The sequence below is a fragment of the Streptomyces sp. CA-243310 genome (assembly GCF_050936775.1).
GTDB lineage: Bacteria > Actinomycetota > Actinomycetes > Streptomycetales > Streptomycetaceae > Streptomyces.
On record NZ_JBNJMF010000002.1, the window covers coordinates 957,655 to 969,658 of the forward strand.

Consider the following 12,004-nt stretch of genomic DNA (forward strand, 5'->3'; position numbering starts at 1 on the left):
GGACCGGATCGGCCTGCGCCGGCTGAATCGAAACGAACGAGGAGGCGACCACTGCCGCTCCCGCCAGAAAACTGAAGACTGAAGACTGAAGAAGCGTCTGCGCTTCGGGGATGGATTCACCGGCCACAGACTAGGGACGGCCCGACACGCGTTCACCAACCGGGCGCCGTCGCCCCCACCCCGGGGGAGCCCGAGGAGTGAGACCAAGCGGGGTGCTAAAATGATCACGTTGGCCTTCAGCGCCCCGAACCCGGGCGTTCGGAGGCTTTTTTCATGCCTCCCCACACCCCCCGCCCCACGGTGCCCGCCACGGCCGGCTACCGATTCCTGCTCCGCAACCGCGAGTTCGCCGGCCTGTACGCCGGCTTCACCCTCACGGTCGCGGCGAGCACCCTGTCCGGATTCGCACTCGGCACTCTGGTCCACGACCGGACCCACTCCCCGTTCCTGACGGCCGTGAGCATGTACGGAGCGACGTTCGCGGCGGTACTCGGCGCGCTGACCCTGATGTCCGTCGCCGACGGACACCGCCCTCGCCGCACCCTGCTCACGCTCCAGTGCCTCTCGTTGGCGGGTGTCGCCGCCCAGGCGACACCCGGGCTCCCCTTGCCGGCCCGGTTCGGGCTGCTGTTGACGCTGGGGTTCTTCCAGTCCCTCGGAACCGGTACCAGGATGGGGCTGCTCACCGAGATCGTGCCGGTCGCCGCCTACGCGACGGCGCGTTCCCTCATGAACATCACCTCCGGTGGCATGGCGATCCTCGGCTACTCCCTCGGCGCCGTGCTGCTGAGGCGTCTGACTCCGCACGGCGTGTTCCTCGTCGCCGCGGCCTTGACCGGCATCGCCCTCGTCGTGGTCGCGGCCACCGTCCGGGAACACTCGATCCGTTCGACCCGGCGACCGGGACCGCGTCAGACCTGGGCCACGAACGTCGAGCTGTTCTCCCACCCCGGCCGGCGGGCGCTGCTGCTGAACCTGTGGGTCCCCAACGGCCTGATCGTCGGCTGCGAGGCGCTGTTCATCTCCTACGCCCCGGACCTGGCCGGCGCCCTCCTGGCCGCGGGTTCGGCCGGCATGCTCCTCGGCGACCTGGCCGTCGGCCGCCTGCTCACCGCCGAGCGGCGCCGGCGGTACGCGTTCGCCCTGCGGCTGCTGCTCGCCGCCCCCTACCTGCTGTTCGCGTTCCACCCGCCCGTACCGGCCATGACGGCCGCCGTGTTCGTCGCGGGGATCGGATTCGCCGCGACCCTCCCCCTACAGGAGCAGCTCCTCCGACTGACGCCCGACCCGGTCCGCGGCCAGGTCCAGGGAGTCGAGTCCGCCGGCCGGATGACCTGGCAGGGCATCGGGGCCGCGATCACCGGAGGCATCGCCCAACACCTCACACCGGGCACCACGATCACGCTGATCGCCGCGGTCTCCGTCGCCGTCACCGTGGCCTCCCGACGGTACGTGACGCGCGCCCACACCGACCGCGGGGCGACGGGCGGCGCGTAGCGGGTCGGGCGGGGGGCCGGACGGGGGCGGCCGGACGGGGCGGGGCGAGGCGGCGGGGATGTCGACGCGAGCCGTGTCGCGCGGCGGACGTCACACCGCGGGGAGTCCGACCCCCTGCGCCGACTGTCCGGCGGCGTGCGCGAAGAGTCCGGCACGGTCCTCGACCAGCCGGTTGAACTGGCCGAACAACTCGAAGGAGACCATCCCGACGAGTTGCGCCCAGGCGACGACCAGGGCGGCGGTGACTTCCGGGGGCAGCCCTTCGGCGAAGTCGGCGGTCATCCGGACGGCCTCCGGGCGCAGGCTGTCGGGCAGCGGCGGCAGGGCGAGGCCCCGCCCCTCGTACGCGGTACGGAGCACGCCGATGAGGGTGTTGCCCACCCGGGACGCGGGCCCGACGGTGTCGAGGGGGGCGCTGTAGCCGGGAACGGGGGAACCGTAGATCAGCGCGTACTCGTGCGGGTGCGCGAGCGCCCAGGACCGGAAGGCCTCGCAGATCGCGAGCCAGCGCACCCGGGGCGGGGCGCCGTCGGCACGGGCAGCGGCCTCGGCCCGCTCCGCCGCCGCGCCGACGCTGTCGTACGCGTCGACGATCAGCGCGGTGAGCAGCTCGTCCCGGCTGGGGAAGTAGCGGTACAGGGCCGAGGAGACCATGCCCAGCTCGCGGGCGACGGCGCGCAGCGAGAGCTTGGCGGCGCCCTCTGCCGCGAGCATGCGGCGCGCCTCGTCCTTGATGGCGGCGGTGACCTCGATGCGGGCCCGTTCCCTCGCCCCACGCACGGTGCTCATGCGGATCAGTGTGCCACGCAGTCGGAGCAGTGCCCAAGAATCAGAGCATCGATCCATTTAGAGAGCAGTGCTCTTGCTTTGTTCCGGGAGTGTGTGCACACTGATCTCAAGCGAGAGCAGTGCTCCCCCAAGTGGTCCCGGAGGCCATCATGAACGCGCCCTCTCCCTATTACGTCCAGGCCGGCCCGTTCGGCGTCCGCTTCAACGCCCTCTTCGGCAAGCTCGCCCGACTCGGCGTCAGCCTCGCCGGTACCGCCGAACTGTCCGTCCGGGGTCGCACCTCCGGCAAGATGCAGCGGATCCCGGTCAACCCGCATGCCTACGAGGGCGCCCAGTACCTCGTGTCGGCTCGCGGCCACTCCCAGTGGGTGCGCAACATGCGGGTCGCGGGTGGTGGGGAGCTGCGCGTGGGCCGCAAGGTGCGCACCTTCACGGTCACCGAGATCACGGACCCGGTGCAGCAGGCGGCGATCCTGCGCGCCTACCTGGAGAAGTGGGGCTGGGAGGTCAACCGATTCTTCCAGGGGGTCACCGCGAAGTCCTCCGACGCCGAGCTCCAGGCGGCGGCCGGCGACCACCCCGTCTTCCGGATCACCGTCACGAAGTGAGGCCGCGACTCCCGCACATCCCGCGCCGGCGGAGAGCGGGAGTACACGGGGTCGGGACCGTGCCGGCCCCACCCTGCCGACCTGCACACCCACCGTGCCCCGCCGCGCCCACCGCGCCTGGGGCGCCCACCGCGCCTGGGGCGCTCGGCCCGGCGCCCCGCGCTGCCCCGGTCCGGTCCCGGTCTCCGGGCCCCGATCTCGGGCCCCGCAAGGGCCCGAGCCGGAGTCGCACGGAGAGCCGACGACGGACGGGCAGGCGCGCCGACGGCCGGGCGAACGGGCAGACCGCCGGGCAGACGGGCGGACGGCCGGCCAGACGGGCACGGGACACCCGGGCGACCCGTTCACCGGCCCGCCCCCGTCGTCGACCCGATCGCACCGGGCCGGACCCGTCGGACCGGGCCCGAAGCCGGCCAGACGGTCAGCCCAGCCGAAGCCCCGACCCGGTCGCCCCGGGCGCAAGGCCGGCCCGGTCACCCCAAGCCCGCGCCGCCCTGCCCCGTTCCGCCCCGCCCCGCCCCGGCCAGGTCCCTCGACCGCGCCCGCGTCGGCGAACCGGGAACTAGGAACCGCCCTTGCCGGCCTGTCGGCTGTCCAGCGCGTGCAGTGCCCGCCGTGCCAGCGGGTACTGACGCACCAGTTCGGCGAGGGTCGTCGAGCCGCGCGTGATCCGGGCGAAGGCCAGCCACGCCGGCCGCAGACCCGTGATCACGGCGTGCAGCAGACCCGGCTTGGACTCGAACAGGGTCAACATGCGCCTGCCCACGCCCATCTCCACACCCAGCCCGGCCTTGATGGCGAAGGCGTAGTTCAGTGCCTGGCGCCGTGCGTCCACCGCGTCCTGCGCCTCGGAGATCTTGACGGCCCACTCCCCCGCGAGCCGACCCGAACGCAGGGCGAACGAGATGCCCTCACGGGTCCACGGCTCCAGCAGTCCCGCCGCGTCGCCCGCGACCAGCACCCGACCCCGCGACAGCGGCGAATCGGGCTTGCGGCAGCGGGTCAGGTGTCCGGAGGAGATGGACGGCTCGAAGCCCGCGAGGCCCAGCCGGGCGATGAAGTCGTCGAGGTACCGCTTGGTGGCGGCCCCTTCGCCCTTGGCCGAGATGACCCCGACGGTGAGGACGTCGCCCTTGGGGAACACCCAGCCGTAACTGCCCGGCAGCGGACCCCAGTCGATGAGCACCCGCCCCTTCCAGTCGGCGGCCACCGTCTGCGGTACGGGGATCTCCGCCTCCAGGCCGAGGTCGACCTGCTCCATCTCGACCCCGACGTGCGCGCCGATGCGGCTGGCACTGCCGTCCGCCCCGACCACGGCGCGGGCCAGCACCGTCTCGCCGTCCGCGAGCACCACGGCCACGGTGCGCCGGTCGGGGACCGCCGCGCCGTGCTGCTCGACGCGGGTCACGGCCGTGCCCGTACGGATCGTCGCGCCGGCCTTCTCCGCCTCCGCGACCAGGGCCGCGTCGAACTCCGGGCGGTTGACGAGCCCGAACAGCATCCCCCTGGAACGCCGGGTCCGGGTCAGTCGCCCGTTCATGGAGAACGTGACCGCGTGGACGCGGTCCTGGAAGGGCAGCACGAACCCCGGCGGCAGGGCGTCGCGCGAGGGCCCGATGATGCCACCGCCGCAGGTCTTGTACCGGGGCAGTTCGGCCTTCTCCAGCAGCAGGACGCGCCGCCCCGCGGTCGCCGCCGCGTGCGCGGCCGAAGCCCCGGCCGGTCCGGCGCCGATCACGACCACGTCCCACACCTCGCCGGTCCCCCCGGCGTTCCCCTCCTCCGTCACCTCGGCGGCGGACCGCTCTGCGCTTGCGTCGTGTACGTCGTCGTCGCTGCTCACGATGTGTTGCTGCTCCTGATCGCGCTGTTGCTCGGATGCCGGGGAAATCCTACGGTGAGAGATCGCCTCGGCCCGCTGTGCGAGGATCTGGAATGTCTTTCGCCGTACCCGGCATACGCACACCCCTGCGAATGCGGGTGGCGTACAAACAGAACAACGTCGCACCCAAGAGGAGCGTGCCCATGTCCCAGAATCCGATCGCCGAGACCATCGCCTCGTTGATGCCCCGCGCCAAGACGGAGCTGACCGAGCTGGTGGCCTTCCAGTCGGTGGCGGACTGGGCACAGTTCCCCCAGAGCGAGAGCCACGGCGCCGCGAACTGGGTGGCCGACGCGCTGCGCGCCGAGGGCTTCCGGGACGTGGCGCTGCTCGACACCCCCGACGGCACGCAGTCGGTGTACGGGTTCCTGCCCGGGCCCGAGGGCGCCCCGACCGTGCTGCTGTACGCGCACTACGACGTCCAGCCGCCCCTGGACGACGCCGCCTGGATCTCGCCGGCCTTCGAACTGACCGAGCGCGACGGCCGCTGGTACGGGCGCGGCGCGGCGGACTGCAAGGGCGGGTTCATCATGCACCTGCTGGCGCTGCGCGCGCTGAAGGCCAACGGCGGTGTGCCGGTGAGCGTGAAGGTGATCGTCGAGGGGTCGGAGGAGCAGGGCACCGGCGGGCTCCAGCAGTACGCCGAGGCGCACCCCGAGTTGCTGGCGGCCGACGCGATCGTCATCGGCGACGCCGGCAACTTCCGTCTGGGTCTTCCCACGGTGGTCGCGACCCTGCGCGGGATGACCCTGCTGAAGGTGAAGATCGACACGCTGGGCGGGAACCTGCACTCGGGCATGTTCGGAGGCGTCGCGCCCGACGCGCTGGCCGCGCTCATCAGGGTGCTGGACTCGCTGCGCGCCGCCGACGGCACGACGACGGTCGACGGTCTCGCGTCGGACGCGGTGTGGGAGGGGCTCCAGTACCCGGAGGCGGACTTCCGCAGCGACGCGAAGGTCCTCGACGGTGTGGAGCTGATCGGCCGGGGCACGATCGCGGACCGGCTGTGGGCGCGTCCGGCCGTCACGGTCCTGGGCATCGACTGCCCGTCGGTGGTCGGCGCCACCCCGTCCGTGCACGCCAGTGCCGGCGCCCTGATCAGCCTGCGGATCCCGCCGGGCGCGGACACCGCGGAGGCCATCAAGTTGCTGGAGGCGCACCTGGTGGCGCACACGCCGTGGAAAGCGCGCCTCGAACTGGAGGTCGTCGGTCAGGGCCAGCCCTTCCAGGCGGACACGAACAGCCCCGCCTACGCCTCGATGGCGGCGGCCCTCGAAGTGGCCTACCCGGGGCAGCAGATGCAGATCAGCGGCATGGGCGGATCCATCCCGCTGTGCAACGCGCTGACCTCGCTGTACCCGGAGGCGGAGATGCTGCTCATCGGGCTGAGCGAGCCCGAGGCGCAGATCCACGCGGTGAACGAGAGCGTCTCTCCGGAGGAGTTGGAGCGGCTGTCGATCGCGGAGGCCCACTTCCTCGTCAACTACGCGGAATCCAAGCGCGTCTGAGATGTGCGTCTGAGATGTGCGCCTGAGATGTGCGCCTCGGACATGTGTCCGGGGGCTTGCGCCACGGGCGAACTCCGCTCCCGGTGAACCGGACGCCGGGAGCGGGGATCTTCCCCGTAGGTTCGCGACATGACTCTCATGGAGCGTGTCGAGGTGATACCCGGGCGGCTGCACATGTTGCGCTTCCCCATCGGTCAGGCCTACTTGTGGTGCGACGACGAGGCCCTCACCCTGATCGACGCCGGATACGCCGGTTCGGCCCCGGAGATCGAGGAGGCGATCCGCTCGCTCGGTCTGCGGCCCGAGCTCCTGGAACGGATCGTCCTGACGCACTGCCACCGCGACCACGTGGGCGCCGCGGGGGAACTCGCCGCCCGCCTGGGAGCCGAGATCGTGGCCCACCGGCTGGACGCGCCGGTGATCCGGGGCGAACAACCCGTTCCCGAGCCGGTGTTGGCGGACTGGGAACTCCCGCTGTACGCACACGGCCTGACGGCCCCGAAGGCCCCGCCGACCCGCGTGGACCGGGAGGTCGAGGACGGCGAGGTCCTGCCGTTCGGCGGCGGCGCGGTGATGATCCACTCCCCCGGCCACACGCCGGGCAGCATCGGCGTGCACCTGCCCGAGCAGGGCGTGCTCTTCACGGGCGACTGCGTCGCGGGGATCGGGCAGGTGATGCCGGGGGTGTTCAACGTGGACGGCGAGCAGGCGGCGTCCTCGTTCCGTCGCCTGGCGGACCTGTCCCCGTCGATCGCGTGCTTCGGGCACGGCGACCCGCTGACCCGGGACACCGCCCGGATCCTCGTCGCCGCCACGACCGCACCCCAGCCGCGCTGAACGGCCGCCGTCCCGGCCCCCTCCGGGGCGGCGGCCGTCGGGGGCACGGACACGGACCGGCGGTTCGCCGGCCGGTGCCACTTCGACGACCTGCCCTACGGAACCGGTCGCCCCGCCTCCAGGTACAGCGCCCGGCCCCGCTCCCGCGCGCGCAGCGCCCATCGCAGGCGTTCGTGACGCTGCGCCGGCAACAGTGTGCCCGCCTCCTCCTCCGTCACGAACCTCCATGCCCTCAACTCAGGGCCGGGCAGACGCAGTTCGGCCGTCCGTGCCTCCGTCAGCCGCCCCCCGTCGAACAGCAGCCGCAGGCCCCCGTACGCCGGGTGGGCGGGCGGCTCCCAGTCCATCACGAGCAGCGTCGGCAGCCTCTCCAGGACCAGTCCCAGTTCCTCCTCCACCTCCCGCACGCCGGCGCGGGCCGGTGCCTCCCCCGCTTCGACGACGCCTCCGGGGAACTCCCACCCCGGTTTGTACGTCGGGTCGACGAGCAGCACCCGGTCCCGGTCGTCGAAGAGGAGGACGCCGGAGGCCACTGTCTCCCGGGTCGGTTCGGGCGTCTGCACGATGTCGCAGAGGCCCGCGTCGTCCGTGCGCACGGCTTCCGCGATGCGTTCGGCGGTCTCGCGGACGGTCAGCCGCCCGTTGTCGATGACGTGCGCGTCGGCCGCCAGCCAGCCCAACGCCTCCTGGTACACGGGGATGTGGTCGTACGCCCACTGTCTGACCCGCAGGTCCACCTGCTCCGGCGCCCCCGGCTCCTCCCTGGTCGCGATCCGCTCCCGGAGAATCGTTTCCTCAGGGGCGAGGAGCACGTGCCGCACCGGGATCCGTCGTGCCGCGAGGCCACCGAAGATCTCGTCCCGGTACTCCTGCCGCAACAACGTCATCGGCACGACCAGCACCCCGCCCAGCTCCGCCAGCATCGCCGCCGCCGTGTCCACGACGAGTCGCCGCCAACTCGGCAGGTCCTGGTAGTCGGAGACCTCCGCGAGCCGTTTGCGCGGCAGCAGCACCCGCAACGCGTCCCCGATGGACTCCGGGTCGAACAAAGCGCTATCCGGCAGGAGTCCGGCCAGTTCCCGGGCCGTGCTGGTCTTCCCGGCACCGAAAGCGCCGTTGATCCAGACAATCACGTCTACCCCTCTCCCGATGGCTCGCCTCGAAGCCCCCAGAGGCTTGCCCGCACCACCCTGCCACGGAAACCCATTCGGCGACCGAGTGCTTATCCTCAAGGTCAGAGCCTTGCCCGAGGCTCGTCCGACCACTCCGCCGGAGATCCCGTGCCCCATTCCCGCCGCCCGTCCGAGCCCCGTTACGGCAACCGGCCGACCATGAAGGACGTGGCGGCCCACGCCGGGGTGGGCCTGAAGACGGTTTCACGGGTGGTCAACGGCGAGGCGGGAGTGACTCCCGACACCGAGCGGCGCGTCCAAGAGGCCATCGACGCACTGGGTTTCCGCCGCAACGACAGCGCCCGCGTGCTGCGCAAGGGGCGCACGGCCACCGTGGGCCTGGTCCTGGAGGATCTCGCCGACCCCTTCTACGGTCCGCTGAACCGGGCCGTGGAGGAGGTGGCCCGCGCCCACGGCGCCCTCCTCATCAACGGTTCCAGCGCCGAGGACCCGCACCGGGAGCGGGAGTTGGCCCTCGCGCTGTGCGCCCGGCGGGTGGACGGGCTGATCGTGATTCCGGCCGGGGACGACCACCGGTACCTGGAACCGGAGATCCGGGCGGGCGTGGCCACGGTGTTCGTGGACCGCCCGGCCGGCCGGATCGACGCGGACGTGGTCCTGTCGGACAGTTTCGGCGGTTCCCGGGACGGGGTGGCCCACCTGATCGCCGGCGGCCACCGCCGGATCGGTTTCATCGGCGACCATCCGCGCATCCACACCGCGGCGGAACGCCTGCGGGGCTACCGGGCGGCCATGGCGGACGCCGGCCTGCCGGTGTCCGAGTCCTGGGTCTCACTCGGCTCCACGACGCCGGACCGGGTCACGACGGCCGCCCACCGGATGCTGACCGACCGGGAGCCGGTCACCGCGCTCTTCGCGGGCAACAACCGGGTGACGGTCACCCTGGTCCGGATCCTCGCCGGCGGCGACCCGGTGGCGCTGGTCGGCTTCGACGACTTCGAGCTGGCCGACCTGCTGCGCCCCGGCGTGACGGTGGTCGCCCAGGACGCGGCCGCCCTGGGCCGCGTCGCCACGGACCGCCTCTTCCAACGCCTGTCGGGGGCCGCATTGCCACCCGCCCGCATCGAACTCCCCACGCGCCTGATCCCGCGCGGATCGGGCGAGATCCCCCCGAGGGGCTGACCGACGCCGAGCACCGGACGCGGTAGTCGGGACACGGGATACGGAACGAGCCGGTGTGCCCGAGGTCGAACGGATCAGGCCGTGGCCGTCAGGGTCGCGGAGCGGCGGGGGATCGCGAAGGCGTCCAGTTCGGCGCGGGTCAGGCCGGTCAGGGCGGTGACCTCGTCGGCGCCGACGGCTCCGCAGTCGAGGCCGCGGACCAGGTAGCCGGCCAGCGCCTTGGCGGTGGCGGGCTCGTCCATCACGTCGCCCTCGATCTTGGCCACGTACGCCTTGAGGCGCGCGGCGGCCGTTTCCAGGCCCTCGCGGTAGAAGGTGAAGACGGCCGCGTAGCGGGTCGGCAGGTGCGCGGGGTGCATGTCCCAGCCCTGGTAGTAGGCGCGGGCCAGGGCGCGGCGGGTGAGACCGTAGTGGAGCTTCCAGGCCTCGTGGACATGCTCGGTGGTGCCGATCGGCAGGACGTTGGTCGAGCCGTCGGAGACGCGTACGCCGGTGCCCGCGGCGGCGACCTGCATGATGGCCTTCGCGTGGTCGGCGGCGGGATGGTCGCTCGACTGGTAGGCGGCGGAGACCCCGACGCAGGCGCTGTAGTCGAAGGTGCCGTAGTGCAGGCCGGTGGCGCGGCCCTTGGCGGCCTCGATCATCCGGGCCACGGTGGCGGTGCCGTCGGAGGCGACGATCGACTGGCTGGTCTCGATCTGGATCTCGAAGCCGATCCGGCCCGGACGAAGGCCGCGGGTGATCTCGAAGGCCTCCAGCAGCTTGACGAAGGCGCTGACCTGCTCGGCGTAGGTGACCTTCGGCAGGGTGAGGACGAGGCCCTCGGGCAGACCTCCGTGCGCGAGGAGCCCGGACAGGAAGATGTCCGTGGTGCGGATGCCGCGGTCGCGGACGTTGGATTCCATGCACTTCATGCGGATGCCCATGTAGGGGGCGTTGGTGCCGTTGGCGAAGGCTTCCGAGACGAGGCGGGCGGCGCGGGCGGCGGCCTGGTCCTCCTCCTCGTCGGAGCGGACGCCGAAGCCGTCCTCGAAGTCGACGCGCAGGTCCTCGACGGGTTCGGACGCGAGCTTGGCGCGCACCCGGTCGTGGACGGGCACGGCCAGTTCGTCGGGGATGCCGAGGACCTTGGCGAAGGTCGCGGCGTCGGGGGCGTGCTCGTCGAGGGCCGCGAGGGCCTGGTCGCCCCAGGAGCGGATGGTGTCGGCGGCGAAGACGTCACCGGGGACGTAGACCGTGTGGATGGGCTGGCGGGTGCCGGGGTCGCCCGGGTAATGGCGCGCGAGTTCCGCGTCCACCGGCGCGAGGGAGGCGCTGATGCCCTCGCTGACCGCGCCTGCGAGGCTCGTCGCCACCTTCTCCTGCTGACCCATCGTGCACTCTCCTCTTTTCCGCTTCACGGAATCTTAGATCCGTATTGCAGAATTTAGTCACGGGGTTCCGCTCCGTCAATGGTCCCCCGGCCCTCCTGGGGAAACGACTCGGGGCCGTGTGGTGACAAACACCACACGGCCCCGGAGGCGGAGAGTACGCAGGTCAGCGAGTGACCCGAGGGTTTCAGCCCTTGCGCGCCTTGATCTCGCCGGTCAGCTGCGGGACGACCTCGAAAAGGTCGCCGACCACGCCGTAGTCGACCAGGTCGAAGATCGGGGCCTCGGCGTCCTTGTTGACGGCCACGATGGTCTTCGAGGTCTGCATGCCGGCCCGGTGCTGGATCGCGCCCGAGATGCCGGAGGCGATGTACAGCTGCGGGGAGACCGACTTGCCGGTCTGACCGACCTGGTTGGAGTGCGGGTACCAACCGGCGTCGACGGCGGCGCGCGAGGCGCCGACGGCCGCACCGAGGGAGTCAGCGAGGTCCTCGATGATGTGGAAGTTCTCGGCGCCGTTGACGCCGCGACCGCCGGAGACCACGATCGCGGCCTCGGTCAGCTCGGGGCGGCCGGTCGACTCGCGCGGGGTGCGCGAGGTGACCTTGGTGCCGGTGGCCAGGGCGCCGAAGGTGACGGCGAGCGCCTCGACGGCGCCGGCGGCCGGGGCGGCCTCGACCGGGGCCGAGTTCGGCTTCACGGTGATGACCGGGGTGCCCTTGGAGACGCGGGACTTGGTGGTGAACGACGCGGCGAACACGGCCTGGGTCGCGACCGGACCCTCGTCGCCGGCCTCCAGGTCGGTGGCGTCGGTGATGATGCCGGAACCGATGCGGACGGCCAGGCGGGCCGCGATCTCCTTGCCCTCGGCGGAGGACGGGACGAGCACGGCGACCGGGGAGACGGCCTCGTACGCGGCCTGGAGGGCGTCCACCTTCGGTACCACGAGGTACTCGGTGAACTCGGGGGCGTCGGCGGTGAGGACCTTGACGGCGCCGTGCTCGGCGAGCACGGCGGCGGTGGCCTCGGCGCCGGCGCCGAGGGCGACGGCGACGGGCTCGCCGACGCGGCGGGCGAGCGTCAGCAGCTCCAGGGTGGGCTTGCGGACGGCGCCGTCCACGTGGTCGACGTAGACGAGAACTTCAGCCATGGGAATGCTCCTGCGAATGCGAAGAGGTCAGGGGGGTGTCGAGGTGAC

General features: G+C 72.2%; 10 protein-coding genes. 5 read left to right on the forward strand and 5 right to left on the reverse strand.

The genetic code is table 11. From position 1 onward, the window contains the following. Nucleotides 1-273 precede the first annotated feature (273 nt). Nucleotides 274-1,497, forward strand: coding sequence for an MFS transporter (locus ACQEVM_RS21815; protein ID WP_433081568.1), 1,224 nt, complete (start codon nucleotides 274-276; stop codon nucleotides 1,495-1,497). Nucleotides 1,498-1,587: 90 nt separating this feature from the next. Here ACQEVM_RS21815 and ACQEVM_RS21820 read toward each other — a convergent pair whose 3' ends face one another. Continuing rightward, nucleotides 1,588-2,286 carry a TetR/AcrR family transcriptional regulator gene (locus tag ACQEVM_RS21820; protein WP_433081570.1) on the reverse strand — a complete coding sequence of 233 codons (699 nt, stop codon included), beginning with the start codon at nucleotides 2,284-2,286 and terminating at the stop codon, nucleotides 1,588-1,590. Nucleotides 2,287-2,435: 149 nt separating this feature from the next. Between ACQEVM_RS21820 and ACQEVM_RS21825 the strand changes: the two genes are divergently transcribed. Further along, nucleotides 2,436-2,894, forward strand: a complete 459-nt coding sequence (locus tag ACQEVM_RS21825) for a nitroreductase/quinone reductase family protein (protein WP_433081572.1) — start codon at nucleotides 2,436-2,438, stop codon at nucleotides 2,892-2,894. Between the two features lie 562 nt (nucleotides 2,895-3,456). On the opposite strand, the gene ACQEVM_RS21830 is transcribed toward ACQEVM_RS21825, so the two are convergent. Beyond that, nucleotides 3,457-4,683, reverse strand: coding sequence for a geranylgeranyl reductase family protein (locus ACQEVM_RS21830; RefSeq protein WP_433085300.1), 1,227 nt, complete (start codon nucleotides 4,681-4,683; stop codon nucleotides 3,457-3,459). Nucleotides 4,684-4,919: 236 nt separating this feature from the next. Here ACQEVM_RS21830 and ACQEVM_RS21835 point away from each other — a divergent pair, with 236 nt between their 5' ends. Continuing rightward, nucleotides 4,920-6,284, forward strand: coding sequence for a dipeptidase (locus tag ACQEVM_RS21835; RefSeq protein ID WP_433081574.1), 1,365 nt, complete (start codon nucleotides 4,920-4,922; stop codon nucleotides 6,282-6,284). Nucleotides 6,285-6,422: 138 nt separating this feature from the next. After that, complete coding sequence (locus ACQEVM_RS21840) at nucleotides 6,423-7,121, forward strand: MBL fold metallo-hydrolase (protein ID WP_433085302.1); 699 nt, start codon at nucleotides 6,423-6,425, stop codon at nucleotides 7,119-7,121. Nucleotides 7,122-7,216: 95 nt separating this feature from the next. Here ACQEVM_RS21840 and ACQEVM_RS21845 read toward each other — a convergent pair whose 3' ends face one another. Further along, nucleotides 7,217-8,254 (reverse strand): NUDIX domain-containing protein, encoded by a 1,038-nt coding sequence (locus ACQEVM_RS21845; RefSeq protein WP_433081576.1) that lies wholly within the window; start codon nucleotides 8,252-8,254, stop codon nucleotides 7,217-7,219. A gap of 198 nt (nucleotides 8,255-8,452) precedes the next feature. Between ACQEVM_RS21845 and ACQEVM_RS21850 the strand changes: the two genes are divergently transcribed. Then, the gene (locus ACQEVM_RS21850; RefSeq protein WP_433085304.1) at nucleotides 8,453-9,436 is read left to right on the forward strand and encodes a LacI family DNA-binding transcriptional regulator; all 984 of its coding nucleotides are present in this window, start codon (nucleotides 8,453-8,455) and stop codon (nucleotides 9,434-9,436) included. A gap of 74 nt (nucleotides 9,437-9,510) precedes the next feature. Here ACQEVM_RS21850 and ACQEVM_RS21855 read toward each other — a convergent pair whose 3' ends face one another. Further along, nucleotides 9,511-10,809, reverse strand: a complete 1,299-nt coding sequence (locus tag ACQEVM_RS21855; protein WP_433081578.1) for a DUF6986 family protein — start codon at nucleotides 10,807-10,809, stop codon at nucleotides 9,511-9,513. Between the two features lie 184 nt (nucleotides 10,810-10,993). Next, on the reverse strand, nucleotides 10,994-11,956 hold the full coding sequence (locus tag ACQEVM_RS21860) for an electron transfer flavoprotein subunit alpha/FixB family protein (protein WP_361776585.1): 963 nt from the start codon (nucleotides 11,954-11,956) through the stop codon (nucleotides 10,994-10,996). Nucleotides 11,957-12,004 lie beyond the last annotated feature (48 nt).